Genomic DNA, 17,877 nt, shown 5'->3' with positions numbered 1-17,877 from the left:
CGATCAGGACAGGCTAGCCTAACGGGTTGAGCGCAATACAGCCGCGAGTTAAGTCGAACTTCGCGATAATTATGCGTTTCTGCTATTTTCCGCAGACTCGCTTAGGTAAGCCTTGCTTAACGCCGCCAGACGAGATAGCTTCGCAGATCGACGTCACTCCTGCTTTTTCGAACGATGCGAAGAAGGGACTCCCTCGGTGAAAGGCGTTCTCTCCGAACGTAAGACGCTTCACCCGCAGGATATCGAACGTCGCGAGCTTCCCGCCGCCGCCGGGCGTGCGGTCCGTGAACTCGCGCGAGAGATATCTACCACACTGGATGCCGCGCTGATCGACGACGCCGCGAGGGCAGCCACGCTGACCGATCCGGCGCTGATCGCGCAGATCGACGCCCGGGTCACCGAATTACCTGCCGACGTCCGCCGCACCCTGCGCCCGCCCGCCACCAGCGCGGGCGCGACCATCGTCAGCCGCCTGCCGCTCACCGATGCCGAGCTCGGGCCGACGCCGCCGAGCTGGCGCGAAGCCGCGCAGTGGAGCGGCACCGCCGCCCGGCGCGCGAGTTCGTTCGAACTCGACCTGGTGATGCTGCTGCTCGCGCGTTGCGCCGGTGAGCCGTTCGGCTGGCAGGGCCAGCAGGGCGGACGACTGGTCAACAACATCCTGCCGTCCCCCGGCCACGAGCACGAGCAGTCCGGCGCGAGCAGCAAGACCCTGCTCAGCCCGCATTCCGAGGACGCCTTCCACCCCGAGCGGGCCAACCTGCTGATGCTCGGCTGCCTGCGCAATCCGGACCTGGTCGGTACCACCGTGTCCTCGGTCCGGCGGGTCGAACTGACCGCCGCGCAACGCCGGCTGCTGAGCACGCCGACCCTGCCGATCCTGCCCGATGTCTCGTATGGCACTGGGCACGAACAGTATTCGGCCGCGCCGCTGCCGACGCTGTGGAGCTCGGCCGGCCCGGACGAGACGACGCTGCGCTACGACCCGGCCTACACCCCGCTCGACGATGCCGACGCCGACTTCCGCGCCGCCTACGCCAGGCTCGGCGCCGAGTTCGAACGCGTCTGCGTCACGGCCGCACTCGCGCCGGGCGAGCTGCTGCTGGTGGACAACGACGTCGCGGTGCACGGTCGGGTACCGTTCACCGCGCGCTACGACGGCACCGACCGCTGGCTCAAGCGGGTGAACGTCCGCCTGCCTGATCGGCCGCGGCGGCCGGAAGAGACCGACGAGAATGGATACGGGCAACGGACCGTCGCCCCGTTCCGAGCAGCAGTGAATTCCGCGTTCGCGTCCGGCGGCTACGAGCCGACCCGTACGGACGAACACCGGGAGACCCCTCCGGTGGCGACAGAGCGGGAAGCAGCACATGATCGAGGACCCTTTGAACACCCGTGACCGCACCACCCCCTTACGGGTACTGAGCCGCAGCGATCTGGCCTGCGTGCCGATCACACCCGGCGATGTCGTGCGGGCCGTGGAGGACGCGTATCTCGCGTTCGCCGCGGGCGATTCGGACAATCCACGCAAACTCAGCGTGGCCAATCCCGACGGCTGGTCGGTGTCCTACGCGATGCTCGGCCGCGACGGCCGCCGCCGGGTGGTGGCGATGAAGACGTCGTACAAGTTCGATCCCGGGCACGATCGCAGCACCAAGCGGTACTACACGACCATCACGCTCTACGACGACAGCACCGGCGCGCCCATCGCGATGATGGACTGCTCACGGGTCGGCGCGCTGCGCACCCCGGCGGTGTCGGCGCTGCTGGTCCGCGAGACCGTCCGCCGCGGCGCGGAGAGCGTGCTGCTGATCGGCACCGGCACCCAGGGCCGCAACGCGTTGCCGCACCTGCTCGCCGCGAACCCGCAGCTGCGCAAGCTGATGCTGTACGGCACCCATCCCGAAGGCCTGGACGCGGTGCACCGGCAGCTGGCCGAGCACTACCCGCACGCACTGCTCGAGACGGTGGAAGACCCGAAGGTCGCCGCGGCCAGCGCCGACGTGGTGCTGGCCACCGCCGGCCCGGGCACCGAGGTGGCGCTCGAATCCAGTGATCTCGCACCGGGTTCGACGGCCGTGCTGGTCGGCTACGGCCTGGCGCCCTCGGCCTTGATCGACGCGGACCGGGTGATCGCCACCAGCGCCGAGCAGATGGCGTTGACCGGCACCGACATGGCCGGGCCGGACGGGACGCTGCGCGCGGTGGACGCCGAGCTGCCGCAGATCCTGAGCCGTCGCGCGGTGGCGCGGCGCTCGGACGACGAGCGGATCTTCGTCTACAACAGCGGACTCGTGCTGACCGACATCGCGGTCGCGCACGCGCTCGCCGAACGCGCCATCGCGGAGGGCCGCGGCACGGAGGTGCCGCTGTGGGATTAGACGCCGGCGGGACCGGGGTGACGCGCGATTCGATCAGCGCCGCCCCGGTCCCTGCGCTCCTGGACGAATGGGAGCGCCGCGCGCTCGATGACCCGAATCTGCTGGGTGACATCGGTTTTGCCGTGGGCGGGCCGTTTCACGTCATGTACCCACCCGCGGTCGGCCGCAACATCCGCGGGTTTCGCGCGGTGTTCGAGCAGGCCGGGATCGATGGCGTCATCTACTACGGCAAGAAGGCGAACAAGTCGCCCGCCGTCGCGCGCGCCTGCGCGGAAAACGGTGCGGGCGTGGATGTTTCCAGCGTTGGAGAGCTGACCGCCGCACTGGCCCAAGGGATTCGCGGTACCGAGCTGATGGTGACCGGGCCCGCGAAGTCCGATGAGCTGCTCTGGCTCGCCACCCGGCACGGCGCGCTGCTCGCCGTCGACGACCTCGGCGAGCTCGAACGTCTTGCCGCCCTCGGCACCTCGGCCGCGCCGGTCCGGGTTCTGCTCCGGGTACTGCCCGCCGCGTCGGCCAGCCGGTTCGGCATGACCGAAGCCGAGCTCGAGCAGGCGATGACCGCCCTCGACGGCCGCGGCTCGATCCGCCTGGAGGGCTTCAGCTTTCACCTCTCCGGCTACGACGCGGTGGCGCGCGCCGAGCTGGCGTCCGAGCTGATCGCCCGCTGCCTGCACGCGCGGACCCTGGGCCATCCGGCCACGACGCTGTCGATCGGCGGCGGATTCGGCGTCGACTATGTGCCCGCCGCCGAGTGGGCGGAGTTCACCGAGCACGTCGGCCGGCAGTGGTTCCACTCGGGCAAGTCGTTCGAGTCGTACTACCCCTATCACTTCCCGGCCCCCGGCCCGGCCATGCTCGCCGCGATCCTCGACCACGACGGCCTCGCGCAGCGGCTGCGCGACAACACCATCCGGCCGGTCATCGAACCGGGCCGCGCGCTGCTCGCGCACGCCGGCTTCACCGTCTTCCGGGTGCAGGGCAGCAAGCTCCGGCATGCCGACGGCGCGCCGTACCGCCTGCTCACCGTCGACGGAACCAGTCTGAGCCTGTCCGAGCAGTGGTTCGAGAGCGAATACCTGCCCGACCCGCTGCTGTGGCCGGCCCGGCCGGGCACCCCGACGCCGACCAGCGTCGGCGCCGCCACCTGCCTCGACTCCGACATGCTCAGCTGGCGCCGAGTCCCGCTGCCGCGCGCCGCCGAGGTCGGCGACCTGCTGGTCTACCCGAACACCGCCGGTTACCAAATGGATTCGAACGAATCCGCCTTCCATGACCTGCCGATTCCGCCGAAGGTCGTGCTGCACGACGTATCCGGCGACCGGTTCCGCTGGACGCTCGACGGCTGACCCACAACCCACCCCGACCCGAGGAGAAATTCAATGCCGCTCGTCACGCGCGTGACGGATCTGATCGGCCGCACGCCGCTGTTCGAACTGGCGGCGACCTCGACCGGCACCCGGTTACTGCTCAAGCTCGAGCAGTTCAACCCGACGGGCGCGGCGAAGATCAGAATGGCTCGCGAGATGGTGCTCGATGCGGAGCGTCGTGGTTTGCTGAGAAGTGGCGGGCATATCATCGAGTCCACCTCCGGGAACACCGGGCTCGGTCTCGCGGTAGTAGCTGCCGAACGTGGGTATCGCTTCACCGCGGTGGTCGATCATCACGCGTGTAAGGACAAGTTGCGGGCTATGCGGGCAATGGGTGCGGAATTGGTGTTCGTCGCCGACGACGGCGACGACAACCTGGCGACCTCGGCGCGGGAGGACCTGGCCGAGGCGATGGCGGCCGCACGGCCGGACGCGTACTTCACCGAGCAGCACAACAACGACGCCAACGCGGTCGGCTACTACTCGGTCGCCGAAGAATTGCTGGAAGACGTTGAGCGGGTCGATATCCTGCTCTCCTCGGTCGGCACCGGCGGTTCGCTGTTCGGCACCGCGACCCGGCTGCGCGAACTCGGCTACCCCGCCAAGGTGATCGGTGTCGAGCCGGTCGGTTCGATCGCGTTCGGCGGCGAGGGCGGCCCGTACTGGCAGTCCGGCACCGGCACGCCGCCCGGCGCCACCATCGGCACGGCGGTGGACTACTCGCTGCTGGACGAGGGCCTCAAGGTGACCGACGTGGACGCCTTCGCCACCGCCCGCGCGGTCGCCGCCGAACTCGGCCTGATGATCGGCGGCTCGGCCGGCGGCTCGGTGCACGCCGCGCTCAGTCGCCTCGACGAATTCCCGGCCGGCTCGACCATCGTCACGCTCGTCTGCGACGGCGGCGAGAAATACCTGGACACGGTCTTCGACGACGAGTGGATGGCCGACCGCGACCTGCTCGACCCCACCGCCGAAGCTGAGGTCAGGACCATGCTGCACCAATACACCCCCGCCGCCCGCCGTCCCGTCGCGCTCGCCGAGGCGCGATGAAGCGCGCGCACCAGCCTTACGGATCGCACCCGCCCCAGCGCCGCGCAGTAATTCGCCCACCGCGCACGAAATTGCCCGCAATTCAGTGCGCAACAGAACAAACAATGCGCCGCACTCGAATCATCGCGCGCCCCACGCCGCCGGCCGCTGAGCGGCGCCGCGCGCGAATCAGCCTGCCGCGCACTGAATTGCCATCGATATTGTGCGCGGCCCGCGATTTTGTGCGCAACATCGCCGCTGAGGGTGCGGGGGTGGGTCGGTGATTCTGTCGGGGTATCGGGCGGATAGCCGGCGGTTGACGGCGCTTGCGGCGCCGATTGCGATGACGCAGTTGGCGCAGATCGCGGTGTCGACTACGAACGTGGTGCTGATGGGCACGCTCGGCGTGCAGCAGGTGGCCGCGGGCGGGCTGGCGATCGCGCTGTTCAATCAGATCCGCACCATGTGCGTCGGGCTGATCACCGCGAGCGGCAATCAGATCGCCACCGCGGTGAGTTCGGCGGGCAAGCGCGGCGTCTCCCCCGACGACGAGATCAAGGACGTCCTGCGGTCGAGTTTCCTGATCGCCACGGTGGCCGGGTTGGTGGGCGGCGGGCTGCTCATCGGACTCGGCTGGGCGCTGCAATGGCTCGGGCAGGACGCGGGCGTGCTGGCCGACGCGCGTCCGCTGATGGTGGCGCTGGCGCCGGGTCTGTTGCCGTGCCTGTGGTTCCAGGTGTTGCGGCAGTACACCGTCGGCATGCAACGACCGCAGGCGCTGCTGATGGTCACGCTCGGCTCGGTGCTGCTGAATCTGGTGCTGGCCCTTGGCTTCATCCACGGCCGGGCCGGACTGCCCGAACTCGGCCTCACCGGTATCGGCGTGGCGACCTCGCTGGTCTTCCTGATCACCTTCGGGGTGTTCTGGGCGATGGTGCGCCGCGATGCCCGGCTAGGCGCGACGCTGCCGCTGCGGCCGTGGCCGGTGCGGCGCTCGACCGTGCTCGCCGAGCTGAAGCTGGGTGCGCCGATCGCGCTCACGTACGGCTCCGAGGCGGGCATGTTTTCGGTGCTGGCGCTCGTCATGGGCAGCATCGGGCCGGCCGCGCTGGCCGCGCACAACATCGTCTACCAGATCATCTACATCGTGTTCCAGGTCGCCATCGGCCTGTCGCACGGCGCGTCGATCCTGGTCAGCCATGCCGTCACCCGCGACGAGTACCAGCACGCCAGGGCGCTGGCCTGGATCGCGCTGCGGCACGTGGCGGTCGTGGCCGCGATCACCGGCGCGGTGTACGTGATCGCACCCGATCTGGTGTTGCGGCCGTTCTTGAACTCGAGCGATACCAGCACGATTCAGATCGCGCACACCCTGTTGCTGATCGGCATCGTGCTGCAATTCTTCGATGCCGCACAGAACATCGGCACCGGGCTGCTGCGCGGATTGAAGGAGACCAACGCCGGCTTCCGGCTGTCGATCATCGGCTACTGGTGTGTCGGACTTCCGGTCGCGCTGCTGCTGGCCTTCCCGATCGGCCTCGGCGCGGCGGGCGTCTGGTGGGGCCTCACCGCGGGCCTGGCCACCACGGCCGTGCTCATGCTGCGCCGGTACTTCGCGCTGCTGGACCGCCGCGAACGGGACCGCCCGCAGCTGATCGCGGAGGCCCCGGAAAGTCTCAGCAGCCCGAGCTGATTCGGGGCGGGTCTTCCGGATGTCTTGCAGCCCGGCAAGATCCGGAAGGCCCGCGCCCCGGACGAACGATCAGATGTGCACGCCGTAGTCGCGGGCGATGCCCGCTAGTCCGGAGGCGTAGCCCTGGCCGATGGCGCGGAACTTCCACTCGTTGTTGTGCCGGTAGAGCTCGCCGAAGACCATGGCGGTCTCGGTCGAGGCATCCTCGGTGAGGTCGTAGCGGGCCAGTTCCACGCCGGTCGCCGCGTCGGTGACCCGGATGAACGCGTTGCGGATCTGCCCGAACGACTGGCTGCGCGCGTCGGCGTCGTGGATGGACACCGGGAAGAAGATGTTGGTGATGGTCGGCGGAGTGGCACTCAGGTCGACGTTGATCACCTCGTCGTCGCCCTCGCCCTCGCCGGTCAGGTTGTCGCCGGTGTGCTCGATCGAGCCCTCCGGCGAACGCAGGTTGTTGTAGAAGACGAAATGCTGATCCGACAGCACCTTCAGGTCCGGTCCGGTGGCCAGCGCGCTTGCGTCGAGGTCGTAGTCGGCGCCCGTGGTGGTGCGCACGTCCCAGCCGAGGCCCACCGCGACCTTGCTGAGGTTGGCTGCCTGCTTAGACAGCGAAACATTTCCGCCTTTGGCCAATGTGACGCTCATGAATCCCTTCCATGCGGCCCGTTCGCGCCGCCTTCGTTCCCGATTATCATCGTGCGTTCCGGAAGTGTTATGCGGGTTCAGTTTTGGTCGTTCGACCAGGTACGCAGGGTGCGCACCCGGCCTTCGAGCGCATGCAGTTCACTCGGGTCGAGCACGGTTCGCTGGATGCCGTTGGCGACCTGGAACGCCGACTGCCGATGGTCATCGATCGCCTCGACATCGATGCGCACCGCGACGTAATCGGCGGCGTCGGGCATCTCTTCGGCGATGACGTGCGCCGTCCCCCGCGCACACAAGGCGACATTGCCGCCGCCGAGAATCAGCAGCGCCACCTGCGGGCGCTCCCGCAGCCGGGCCAGCGACCCGCGATCGAACTTGAGGCTGAGCAGAATGCGCCGATCACCAGCCCGCACCGGCCAGGACACCGGGATGGCGTGCGGTCCAGGGTCGGTGGTGACCAGGACCGCGATCGTTTCCTGCGGCCATTCCGGAAGCACGTCCAGCTCGGGATGATCATCGTGATCTGTCGAGTGGTCTTGACGTTGCACGTGGCTCGCTCCGGCTACCATCTTCGTCACCTCATGGATCGTCGAGCGCGACGGGCTGTGCCGCGCTTGATAGCAGTCTAAAGTGCTGGGCCACTTGTCCGCTGGCGCTGCACCCTATGTCCGGACTGCTCTCAGCCGACTATCAGGCCGGGGCGAACGCGGCGATGGGCAGCGTCGCCGCCCAGTCGCGGGCCATCTCCTTCGCCCGGATTTCGGTCGACGCGTCGTGCCGCGCGTGCTCGCCGACCTGAATGGCGCCGCACTCGACGAGCTTCTCGGCCGCGATCTCGCCGCCGCGATTGAAGGTGTCACCGTAGATGCTGTCGCCCATGCCGAACACCGCGAACCGCAGGCCGGTCAGATCGGGCGCGGCAACGGCGAGTTCGTCGAAGAACGGTTCCGCGTTGGTCGGCAGGTCGCCGTCGCCGTAGGTCGAGCACACGATGACGTGGAAGTCGTGCACGTCGAGGTCGTCGACGGCGAAGTCGCCCATGTCGTAGACCGACACGTCGTGCGCGGCGAGGGCGTCGGCGACGCTGTCTGCGACGGTCTCGGCCGTGCCCATCTCGGATCCGAACAGAATGACGACGCGCACGCGGTGCACTCCCTTCTCGAAAAGATTGGTGAGGCTAGCCTAATTAATCGGCCCGTCGGCCGCCACCCCCTCGTCCGCCGGACATGATGCCGGTCACCGCGACAGACCGGCTGAGCTGCGACGCGACCGCCCACGCCGGGCCGCTCGGTGGTCATCACCAGGCAATGTGGAGGTTTCGGGCGCGCGAGCGGGCGCAGGGGCAGCGAAACGGCAGCGGGTGAGACGGAGTGTCCCGATTGACGAAATGTCACCGTCGATGCATCATTCGTACAGTCCCCATTGTTGTCTGGGACATCTTCTCTTTGCCGGCCGATGATTGTCCGGCCCAGCGTGCTGTCTCCCGTGCGCACGCTCGGTCGTATCGCCCGCGCGCACGGATGCAGCACACCCATCATTTGACGCTTGTGCGTTCTGCCGTGAGTGAGGTGAAAACGAATGGTTTACCTGTCGTCTACATACCGCGTGATCAATTCGTTCCTGCGCTACGGCATCGTGCCCCACTTCTGAATGCGACCGCGCCGGGCGCGGCAATGCACGGCCGACCTCTCGACGTCGGCGGTGCGGCCGCTCGGCTCCGGCGCGGTGCCTCGGTAGTTGGCCCCAACGGAGCACGAACGAATGTGGAGAACAAGCTGATGATGGACATGGGGGCAGTGAACCCGGTAGAGATGGTGACCCGTCCGATGGCGGGCAACCTGGTCGTATCGGCCTCGATGATCGAGGATTTGGGCTATCTGCGCTCCGAGCTCGCGGCGGCCGAGGTGCCGTTCCTGCTGGTGCGCGACCGCGGGCACCGGCTGGTGCTCGCCGCGGACGCGGCCCATCACCTGATGGTGGGCCGGGTCATGGCCGGCGCGACGGCCGCGGGCTTCGCGTGTGACGAGGTGCAGCACAACGTCTTCCGGATCGGGCGCGACAGCGACCCGGCTCACCGGGTGGACCTGGAACTGTGGCAGTACCACGGCGACACGGTCGAGTGCCCGCGCCCGAACTCGTTGACCCGCACCATGTTCGACCTCGCCGATGTCGAGCAGACGCAGGTGCTGCTGTTCGATCGGGCCTGGCCGACCCTGGTGGACATGTTCGCGCCGCAACCGAGCGACGTGAGCTTCGACATCGACCTGGTGTTCTCTTGGGTGGACGGCTCGGATCCGGAGTTCCGGGCCCGCCGCGCGGGCATGCTCGCGCAGGTCGTGGTCGGCGAGGGTGACGACGCGGACGCGCGCATCCGGCAGATCGACGAACTGAAATACGCACTGCGGTCGGTGGACAAGAACGCGCCGTGGATCCGGCGGATCTTCATCGCCACCGACTCCACCATGCCGGCCTGGCTGGCCGATCATCCCCGGGTGACGGTTGTCCGTGCGCTGGACCACTTTTCGGACACCAGCGGGCTGCCGACCTTCAATTCCCATGCGGTGGAAAGCCAGTTGCAGCACATCGAGGGGCTCAGCGAGCACTTCCTGTACTCCAACGACGACATGTTCTTCGCGCGGCCGGTGCGCCCGTCGATGTTCTTCACCTCGGCCGGGATCAGCCGATTCATCGAGGCGGACACCAGGATCGGGCCGGGGCGCAACAACGAGCGGCGCAGCGGATTCGAGAACGCCGCCCGGGTGAACCGGGAACTGCTCGCCGCGCGGTTCGGGCACCTCATCTCCCGGCACCTCGAGCACACGCCGGTTCCCTTGCGCCGCAGCGTGTTACTGGAGATGGAAGACGAGTTCGCGGCCGACTTCGCCCGGACCCGGACCAGCCGATTCCGTTCGGCCACCGACATTTCCGTCACCAACTCGCTGTATCACTACTACGCGATGCTGACCGGACGGGCGGTGCCGCAGGAGACGGCGAAGGTGCGTTATGTGGACACGACGAGCCACAAGGGGCTCTCGCTGCTGGACGGGATCGCGCGCAAGCGCAACGTCGACTTCTTCTGCCTGAACGACGGAAGTTTCCCGGAGATCTCCGAAACCGAACGCGTGCTTGCGGTTTCGGCGTTCCTCTCGCGCTACTTCCCGGATCCGGCGCCGTGGGAGCAGCTCAGCGCACCGTCTCGTCGTCCGATTCCGGAGTCGACGCCCGGCGCCGCATGACATGCGGGATGCGCGCGGCGGGTGGGATGACGATGCCCTCCGCCGCGAGCGTCCGGGCGGCCTCTTCCGCGGTGGCCGGCTGGCCGACCGTCGCGCCGCGGTCGATCGGGACCACCGAGTGCACCACGGTGTCCGGGTAGATGTGCACGTAGTTGAACGCCTGCGCGCCGTCGCGGCCGCGCTGGGCGCCCTGCTCGACGCCGAGATCCTGGCTGTAGCAGGTCGCCGAGGCCACTGAAACGGGGATGCCCGCGAACGTCGCGTTGGTGGAGAAATGCAGGTGACCGGCCAGGATGGCGCGGACGTCGCTGCCGTCGAGCACGTCGGCCAGCCTGCGCTGGTCGCGCAGCTCGACGGTGACCGCGAGGTCGAGCACGCACGGGATGGGCGGATGGTGCATGGCCAGGATGGTGCCGAACGGCGCCGGTTCGGCGAGCACCGCACGCAGCCAATCCAGCTGTTCGTCGGAGATCTCGCCGTAGTGATGGCCGGGGACCGAGGTGTCCAGCGCGATGATGCGCAGGCCGTCGATCAGATGCACACGGTCGAGCGGAGCGGTGGAGGCCCGCTCGCCGAGTAGCTTGCGGCGCAGGAGACTGCGGTCGTCGTGGTTTCCCGCGACCCACACGATGGGCGCCGGCAAACTCCGCGCGAACGGCTCGATCAGAGCCTTGAGCTTGTCGTAGGCCGCGGGCTCACCCTTGTCGGTGAGATCGCCGGTGAACACGATCGCGGTCGGCTGGATCCGACTGGCCGCGGCCTGCTCGAGTAATTGGCGTAACCGCTGGTCCGCGTCGACGTCACCGTATAACTCGCCGTCGCCGGCGATGACATGGGTGTCGCTGAAGTGGAACAGCACATGATCCGGTCGCGGGTGCTCCGCGACTCTGCTGATGTGCACCGGACCGAACGTCCTCCCCGGCGGTTTGCCCGCCATTGGCTTCGGGTTCCACCGCCAGAATAGCGAAGGACTACTGACAGGTTTCCCGACGGACGGTGACGACATGCTTGCGGGAAGGTGAGGTTTCTATGTCGAAATCCCGCGGAGGTGCTCGGACGTTAACCGGTCCTCCGGTCCGTTAGTGACACGGTTCATACCTGACGCGAGCCGCGGACTCCCCCCGTGCGGCTGTAGGGGTGGCTAGCGGGTGCGGCCGAGGGCGTCGGCGGCGCGGAGGGCGTCGATCGTCATCGCGGCGTCGACGGTGAAGGGTTCGTTGTGGATCGACTCGGTGGGAGCAGTGGCGCGGGTGGCGATCGCGGACAGAGTTGCTTCGTCTACGTCGGCCAGGCCGACACCGGCGAGGGTGGTCGGCAGACCGATCTCGGTGCAGAAGTCGACAACCGTGTTGATCTCGGCGGCCGGAGCGCCCTCCAGGACCAACTGGGTGACGACGCCGAAGGCGACCTTCTCGCCGTGCAGATACGCGTGAGTCTGTGGCGCGGCGGTGAGCCCATTGTGGACGGCGTGAGCGGCGGCCAGGCCGGAGGATTCGAAGCCGAGACCGGACAGCAACGTGTTGGCCTCGACGATCCGCTCGAGTGCCGGGGTGATCGCATGCTCCCGCACCGCGGCCAAGGCTTGCGCGCCATCCGCGAGCAGCGTGTTGTAGCAGAGCTCGGCCAGGGCGGTGGCGCTGCGCGTGGACGCGCCGCCACGCAGATTGCGCACCTGCGCCGCCGAACAGGTCCGCGCCTCGAACCAGGTGGCGAGCGCGTCCCCCATCCCGGAGGCGAGCAACCGGGCCGGCGCCTGCACGATGACCGAGGTGTCGACGAGCACGAGCGCCGGATTGCGGCGCAGCAGCTGCGAGGTCTCCACTTCGCCTGCGTCCGTGTAGATCACGGACAACGCACTGCACGGCGCGTCACTCGACGCCGTGGTCGGACAGCTGATCATCGGCAACCCGAGGTCATCGGCGACCACTCGCGCCGAGTCGAGCACCTTTCCACCGCCGGCACCCAACACCACCGTGCTGCCGTTCTCCTGCACACCCGCGGTGATCCTGGCGATCTCCGCCCTGGTGCACTCGCCGTTCGAAAGATGCACGGAGTAGGCGATTTTCGCGTCCGTCAGCGACCGCTCCCACACCTGCGCCAGCAATCGCTGCGCACTCCGCCCCGCGACAATCGTGACCGGCCCCCCGATCCCCAGCCGGGCCATCTCCGCCCCGAGCTGCTCGGTCGCCTCCCGCCCCTGCACGTAATGCCCCGGCGAAGAAAACACACTCAACATCGCAACCTCCCGATCGCGCACCCACCGACGTCGTACCACACAAACGCTACCCGGGCCGAACCGCCGCGACCGGGACCTGGCCGCGCCGAAATACGAGTGGGCCCGCAGTGAGGTCCCGGTCGGCAACGCGATATGCAGTACGGCGGCTTGCTTGGCGGGAGGGAAGTCCGGTGCCGAGCGGAGGTGGTGGATCGGGCTAGCATCACGATCAGCTGCCGGGTCAGTCGTCGCGGCGTCGGGAGAAGTGAGGGAAGGGCCATGGCAACACCAGCTGAAGATGCGGGCGCGTCGAGTCTGCGGGGGCAGGTCGAGCAGTTGCTGGATCGATACGACGACGGTGTCGCGCCCATCGTCCAGTCCGGCGATCCGGTGCTGCGGTCGGTCGCCCAGGAGTACGACGGTCAGCTCGACGACGAAACGCTGTCGGCCCTGGTCGAGTTGATGCGGCGGACGATGCACGCGGCACCCGGCGTCGGCTTGGCCGCGCCGCAGATCGGCCTGCCCGTACAACTGGCGGTGATCGAGGATCTGTTCCCGGTCAGCGAGGAGATCGCCATCACCCGCGAACGGCATCCGCAGGAATTCCTGGTGATCGTCAATCCGACGTACACGCCCTCGTCATTGCGCACCGCCGATTTTCCCGAGGGCTGTCTGAGCGTCACCGGGTACCACGCGGTGGTTCGCCGGCACGCCGATGTCACGCTGCGCTACACCGATCTCGGCGGAACCTCGCGGCTCGCGGAGTTCAGCGGCTGGCCCGCCCGCATCGTGCAGCACGAGACCGATCACCTCAACGGCATCCTCTATGTCGACAAGGCCGAACCCGGCACGCTCACCGAGATCGTGGATACGCCGCCGGTCTCGTCTCAGTGAACCCAGTACTTGCGCCAGTCGTCGCCGGCTAGCGGAAGTCGTTCCCCGCGATCGGCTTCCGCGGCGTCCTCGGTGGCGCGGATGGCGGTGGCGAAGGTGAGGGTGGCTTTGCGGAGGCGTTCCTCGGCGCTGTCGGCGAGGCCGAGGTGGACGACGCGCAGGTCTTCGGGGACGAGGTCGTCGGGGAGGCCGGCCTTGGTGCTGCGGTCGCGGATCTTCTCGGCGAGGGCCAGTGCGGGTTGGGCCATGGCGATGCCGTCCAGGCAGGAGCGGCGGGACTTCTCGGCAGATTTGCGCTCCTCCCAGGCGCTTTCCTGGGCGGCGATCTTTTCTTCGAGGGTGGTGTCCGCGGCGAATCGGGTGTCGCGGAGGTAGGGGCTGCGGTTGACGAGCTTGGCCACCAGGGCGGCGGCCACGTCGTTGACCGTGAATTCGCCTGCGGCCTGGGCGATTCGGGAGTGGAAGAGGACCTGGAGCAGCAGATCGCCCAGTTCCTCCTTGATGGTTTCGGCGTCGTCGTGCTGGATGGCGTCGAGGAGTTCGTAGGTTTCCTCGAGCAGGTAGGGGCGCAACGAGTCGTGGGTTTGGGTCACTTCCCAGCCGCCGAAGTGCCAGAGGCGATCCATGACCTCGACGGCCCCGGTCAGGCCCGCGGCCACCACGGCGGTGTCGGACGGGGTCCCGCTGGCCGCGGCATGCCTTGCGGCGCGCAGGACGGCTTCGTCGCGATCGGCAGTCATCGGGCCGCCGAGACCTCGGTCGCGGTGGTGAGATCCACTGCGCCCTGGGCCTTTCCGTCCAGGGCGAGGAGCAGGTCGGCGACGAATTGCAGCAACACCACGTCGCGGACGCGCTCGGCGCCGACGCTGTCTTCCACCCGCGGCAGCGGCAGCGAGATCACGCCGCTGGCCGCGCGATAGCTGGCGCTGGGGTAGATCCGTTTGAGCCGCATCTGCTTCGAGTCGGGCAGGTGCAGCGGCGAGATCTTGAGCGTTGTTCCGGTGACCGCGATTTCGGTGACCTCGTACTCGCGGGCCAGCAGCCGCAGCTTCGCCACCGAGACCAGGCGACCGACCTCGACCGGCAGCGGACCGTAGCGGTCGACGAGTTCCTCGACCACCGAGGCGAGGTTCGAATCGTCCTGGGCGGAGGCGAGTTTGCGATAACCCTCCAGCCGCAGCCGATCGCTGCCGATGTAGTCGGGCGGGATGTGCGCGTCGACCGGCAGGTCGATGCGCATCTCCTTGGGTTCCTCGGTGGTGATCGGCCTGCCGTCGGCGGCGGCCCGATACGCCTCGACGGCCTCGCCGACCAGCCGGACGTAGAGATCGAAGCCGACGCCCGCGACGTGCCCGGACTGTTCGGCGCCGAGCACGTTTCCGGCGCCGCGGATTTCGAGGTCCTTCATCGCGACGGCCATGCCCGCGCCGAGGTCGGAGTTCTGCGCGATGGTGGCGAGGCGGTCGTAGGCGGTCTCGGTGAGCGGCTTCTCCGGCGGGTACAGGAAGTAGGCGTACCCGCGTTCCCGGCTGCGGCCCACTCGGCCACGCAGCTGGTGCAGCTGCGAAAGACCAAGAGCATCAGCGCGTTCCACCAGCAGGGTGTTCGCGTTGGAGATGTCCAGGCCGGTCTCGATGATCGTGGTGCAGACGAGCACGTCGAACTCGCGCTCCCAGAACCCTTCCACGGTGGACTCGAGCGCGTCCTCGTTCATCTGCCCGTGCGCGACCGCGACCCTGGCCTCGGGCACCAGGTCGCGAATCCGCTTGGCCGCCTTGTCGATCGAGGACACCCGGTTGTGCACGTAGAACACCTGGCCGTCGCGCAGCAGCTCGCGCCGGATGGCGGCGGTGACCTGCTTGTCGTTGTAGGCGCCGACGTAGGTGAGCACCGGATGCCGCTCCTCCGGCGGAGTCAGGATGGTGGACATCTCGCGGATGCCGGCCAGGCTCATCTCCAGGGTGCGCGGAATCGGCGTGGCGGACATGGTCAGCACGTCGACGTGCGTACGCAGCGCCTTGATGTGCTCCTTGTGCTCGACGCCGAAGCGCTGCTCCTCGTCGACCACGACCAGGCCGAGGTCCTTCCAGCGCACGCCGGTCTGCAACAACCGGTGGGTGCCGACCACGATGTCGACGGTGCCGTCGGCCATGCCCTCCATGACGGCGCGGGCGTCGGCCGGATCGGTGAACCGGGACAGGCCTTTCACGTTGATCGGGAAGCCGGCCACCCGCTCGGTGAACGTCTGCAGATGTTGTTGCGCCAGCAGGGTTGTCGGCACCAGCACGACGACCTGCTTACCGTCCTGCACCGCCTTGAACGCGGCGCGCACGGCGATCTCGGTCTTGCCGTAGCCGACGTCGCCACACACCACCCGGTCCATCGGGACCGGCTTCTCCATGTCCGACTTGACCTCGGCGATGGCGGTCATCTGATCGACGGTCTCGGTGAACGCGAACGCGTCCTCCATCTCCTGCTGCCACGGGGTGTCCGGGCCGAACGCGTGCCCCGGCGCCGCCTGGCGCGCGGCATAGAGCTGCACCAGCTCGCCGGCGATCTCCCGAACGGCCTTGCGCGCCTTGCGTTTCGTGTTCGCCCAGTCGGACCCGCCGAGCTTGGACAGGCTGGGCAGCTCGCCGCCGACGTAGCGGGACAGCTGATCCAGCGACTCCATCGGCACGAACAGCCGGTCGCCCGGCTGACCACGCTTGCCCGGCGCGTACTCGATGACGAGGTATTCGCGGCGCGCGCCGCCGACCGTGCGCTCGATCATCTCGACGAACCGGCCGATGCCGTGCTGGTCGTGCACCACCATGTCGCCCGCGTTCAAGGCCAGCGGATCGACCTGGTTGCGCCGCTTGGCGGGCAGCCGCTTGCCGTCGCCGGGCGCGGTCATCCGGTTGCCGGTGAGGTCGGATTCGGCGACGACGACCAGCCCGGCGTCGTCGAACACCAGACCGTCGTGCAGCGATCCGCACAGCACGCCGACCACGCCGTTGCCCGGTTCGGTACCCGGCTCCAGCGCGGCCGCGGGAACGTCCGCGTCGGCCAGGCGTTCCAGAATGCGTTGCGCCGTACCGTGTCCCGCGACGACGACCACGGCGCGGCCACCGGTCGCCACGTGCGCGCGCAGCGAGGCGAAGATGGTCGCCACGAGTTCGTCGGAGCCGCGTGCGGTCGGCCCGGCCAGCACCGGCAGCACCACCTCGGCGGGGGTGCCCGAGGTGAGCGGGCTCAGCGTCCACCAGGGCAGGCCGCGCTCGTCCGCGCTCGCGTGCACGTCGGGCAGCGCTTGATAGCCGGATGCGGCCAGGTCCAGGCCGTGCGCGCCGAGCGGCGCGTCGGCGCCGAAGGACGCGGCGGTCCAGGATGCCTCCAGGAACTCCTCGCCGGTGCGCACCAGATCGGCGGCGCGGGTACGGATCTTCTCCGGATCGCACAGCAGCAGATGGGTGCCCTCGGGCAGCACCTCGGTGAGCAGCCGCAGCTCGCCCGGCTTCAGCACCGGCAGCAGCGCCTCCATGCCGTCCACCGGAACCCCGTTGGTCAGCTTCTCCAGCATCTCCACCAGGGCGGCGTCGGCCGCGTTGGCCGCGGCGACCTCGGCCGCGCGCTCGCGCACGTCCTCGGTGAGCAGCAGTTCCCGGCAGGGCGGCGCGACAACGACATCCACCGACACCTCGGCCAGCGACCGCTGGTCGGCCACGGCGAACGGGCGTAGCTCGGTGACCTCGTCGCCCCAGAACTCCACGCGCACCGGATGATCGGCGGTCGGCGGGAACAGGTCGAGGATGCCGCCGCGCACCGCGAACTCGCCGCGCTTGCCGACCATGTCGACCCGGCTGTAGGCGAATTCGACCAGGCGCGTGAGCAGTTCGTCGAAATCGAGCTCGGCGCCGACACGCAGCACGATCGGCTCGATGTCGCCGAGGCTGCCCGCCATCGGCTGCATCAGCGAGCGCACGGTGGTCACCACGACGCGCAGCGGCGCGGGGAACGCCGGGTCTTCGGGATGGGCCAGCCTGCGCAGCACCTCGAGCCGGCGCCCGACGGTGTCCGCGCCGGGCGACAAACGCTCGTGCGGCAGGGTTTCCCAGGAGGGGAACTGCGCGACCGCCGGGCCGAGCATCTCCTCGAGCTCGACGGTCAGATCGTCCGCCTCGCGACCGGTCGCGGTGACCACCACCAGCGGCCGTTTCGCCTCGATCGTCGCGGCCACGAACGGCCGCACGCCGGACGGCCCGACCAGCTGGACCGAGGACTTACCGACCAGCTCGGCGACGGTCCGCAGAGCGGCATCGGCACCGGCGACCGCCGCGAGTCCCGCAAGCGGTGGACGATGGGTCGGCATCACAACTCCTGAGCTCAAGCCGGGTATTTCGAGCAACAGGCAAAAGTCTAGTCAGTGCCGCCG

Annotated in this window: 14 protein-coding genes; 7 read left to right on the top strand and 7 right to left on the bottom strand. The window is 68.6% G+C overall.

All coding sequences use genetic code 11. The features are described from left to right. Nucleotides 1-196 precede the first annotated feature (196 nt). The 5 genes from F3087_RS12840 (at nucleotide 197) to F3087_RS12820 (ending at nucleotide 6,473) form a co-directional block, all read left to right on the top strand. A complete protein-coding gene (locus tag F3087_RS12840) occupies nucleotides 197-1,399 on the top strand; it encodes a TauD/TfdA family dioxygenase (protein ID WP_150402139.1) in 1,203 nt (400 codons plus the stop codon). Next, complete coding sequence (locus F3087_RS12835) at nucleotides 1,371-2,381, top strand: ornithine cyclodeaminase family protein (RefSeq protein ID WP_150402138.1); 1,011 nt, start codon at nucleotides 1,371-1,373, stop codon at nucleotides 2,379-2,381. The genes F3087_RS12840 and F3087_RS12835 overlap by 29 nt, the downstream gene beginning before the upstream one ends. Continuing rightward, on the top strand, nucleotides 2,372-3,730 hold the full coding sequence (locus tag F3087_RS12830) for an alanine racemase (protein WP_150402137.1): 1,359 nt from the start codon (nucleotides 2,372-2,374) through the stop codon (nucleotides 3,728-3,730). The genes F3087_RS12835 and F3087_RS12830 overlap by 10 nt, the downstream gene beginning before the upstream one ends. Before the next feature lie 33 nt (nucleotides 3,731-3,763). Then, a complete protein-coding gene (locus tag F3087_RS12825) occupies nucleotides 3,764-4,801 on the top strand; it encodes a PLP-dependent cysteine synthase family protein (RefSeq protein ID WP_150402136.1) in 1,038 nt (345 codons plus the stop codon). A gap of 322 nt (nucleotides 4,802-5,123) precedes the next feature. Beyond that, complete coding sequence (locus tag F3087_RS12820; RefSeq protein WP_263407206.1) at nucleotides 5,124-6,473, top strand: MATE family efflux transporter; 1,350 nt, start codon at nucleotides 5,124-5,126, stop codon at nucleotides 6,471-6,473. Between the two features lie 69 nt (nucleotides 6,474-6,542). Here the strand turns inward: F3087_RS12820 and F3087_RS12815 are convergent, their stop codons facing one another. From F3087_RS12815 to F3087_RS12805, 3 genes are all read right to left on the bottom strand, one after another. Continuing rightward, a complete protein-coding gene (locus tag F3087_RS12815) occupies nucleotides 6,543-7,118 on the bottom strand; it encodes a TerD family protein (RefSeq protein WP_150402134.1) in 576 nt (191 codons plus the stop codon). 77 nt (nucleotides 7,119-7,195) lie between these two features. Then, nucleotides 7,196-7,687, bottom strand: coding sequence for a pyridoxamine 5'-phosphate oxidase family protein (locus F3087_RS12810; RefSeq protein WP_150402828.1), 492 nt, complete (start codon nucleotides 7,685-7,687; stop codon nucleotides 7,196-7,198). A 121-nt stretch (nucleotides 7,688-7,808) separates the two neighbouring features. Further along, the gene (locus F3087_RS12805; RefSeq protein WP_150402133.1) at nucleotides 7,809-8,261 is read right to left on the bottom strand and encodes a flavodoxin domain-containing protein; all 453 of its coding nucleotides are present in this window, start codon (nucleotides 8,259-8,261) and stop codon (nucleotides 7,809-7,811) included. Nucleotides 8,262-8,896: 635 nt separating this feature from the next. Between F3087_RS12805 and F3087_RS12800 the strand changes: the two genes are divergently transcribed. Then, complete coding sequence (locus F3087_RS12800; protein ID WP_150402827.1) at nucleotides 8,897-10,354, top strand: stealth family protein; 1,458 nt, start codon at nucleotides 8,897-8,899, stop codon at nucleotides 10,352-10,354. On the opposite strand, the gene F3087_RS12795 is transcribed toward F3087_RS12800, so the two are convergent. Then, nucleotides 10,302-11,255, bottom strand: a complete 954-nt coding sequence (locus tag F3087_RS12795) for a phosphodiesterase (protein WP_191093941.1) — start codon at nucleotides 11,253-11,255, stop codon at nucleotides 10,302-10,304. The genes F3087_RS12800 and F3087_RS12795 overlap by 53 nt on opposite strands. 240 nt (nucleotides 11,256-11,495) lie before the next feature. Then, on the bottom strand, nucleotides 11,496-12,590 hold the full coding sequence (locus tag F3087_RS12790; protein ID WP_150402132.1) for a glycerol dehydrogenase: 1,095 nt from the start codon (nucleotides 12,588-12,590) through the stop codon (nucleotides 11,496-11,498). A 258-nt stretch (nucleotides 12,591-12,848) separates the two neighbouring features. On the opposite strand from F3087_RS12790, the gene F3087_RS12785 reads away from it, so the two are divergent. Continuing rightward, complete coding sequence (locus F3087_RS12785; RefSeq protein ID WP_150402131.1) at nucleotides 12,849-13,463, top strand: peptide deformylase; 615 nt, start codon at nucleotides 12,849-12,851, stop codon at nucleotides 13,461-13,463. Here F3087_RS12785 and F3087_RS12780 read toward each other — a convergent pair. Next, the gene (locus F3087_RS12780) at nucleotides 13,457-14,089 is read right to left on the bottom strand and encodes a MazG family protein (RefSeq protein WP_396897561.1); all 633 of its coding nucleotides are present in this window, start codon (nucleotides 14,087-14,089) and stop codon (nucleotides 13,457-13,459) included. The genes F3087_RS12785 and F3087_RS12780 overlap by 7 nt on opposite strands. 110 nt (nucleotides 14,090-14,199) lie before the next feature. Next, nucleotides 14,200-17,814, bottom strand: coding sequence for a transcription-repair coupling factor (gene mfd, locus F3087_RS12775; RefSeq protein WP_191093940.1), 3,615 nt, complete (start codon nucleotides 17,812-17,814; stop codon nucleotides 14,200-14,202). Nucleotides 17,815-17,877: the final 63 nt, after the last annotated feature.

Source organism: Nocardia colli, from assembly GCF_008704205.1.
Taxonomy (GTDB): Bacteria; Actinomycetota; Actinomycetes; order Mycobacteriales; family Mycobacteriaceae; genus Nocardia; species Nocardia colli.
The sequence above is the reverse complement of the archived record's forward strand: the minus strand, read 5'-3'. Positions and strand labels throughout refer to the sequence as shown.

Coding starts and splice junctions, on each gene's coding strand:
- F3087_RS12810 (WP_150402828.1), bottom strand. CDS start 7,687: ATGGTAGCCGGAGCGAGCCACGTGCAACGTCAAGACCACTCGACAGAT.
- F3087_RS12800 (WP_150402827.1), top strand. CDS start 8,897: ATGATGGACATGGGGGCAGTGAACCCGGTAGAGATGGTGACCCGTCCG.
- F3087_RS12815 (WP_150402134.1), bottom strand. CDS start 7,118: ATGAGCGTCACATTGGCCAAAGGCGGAAATGTTTCGCTGTCTAAGCAG.
- F3087_RS12790 (WP_150402132.1), bottom strand. CDS start 12,590: ATGTTGAGTGTGTTTTCTTCGCCGGGGCATTACGTGCAGGGGCGGGAG.
- F3087_RS12785 (WP_150402131.1), top strand. CDS start 12,849: ATGGCAACACCAGCTGAAGATGCGGGCGCGTCGAGTCTGCGGGGGCAG.
- mfd (WP_191093940.1), bottom strand. CDS start 17,814: ATGCCGACCCATCGTCCACCGCTTGCGGGACTCGCGGCGGTCGCCGGT.
- F3087_RS12780 (WP_396897561.1), bottom strand. CDS start 14,089: ATGGATCGCCTCTGGCACTTCGGCGGCTGGGAAGTGACCCAAACCCAC.
- F3087_RS12835 (WP_150402138.1), top strand. CDS start 1,371: ATGATCGAGGACCCTTTGAACACCCGTGACCGCACCACCCCCTTACGG.
- F3087_RS12825 (WP_150402136.1), top strand. CDS start 3,764: ATGCCGCTCGTCACGCGCGTGACGGATCTGATCGGCCGCACGCCGCTG.
- F3087_RS12820 (WP_263407206.1), top strand. CDS start 5,124: ATGACGCAGTTGGCGCAGATCGCGGTGTCGACTACGAACGTGGTGCTG.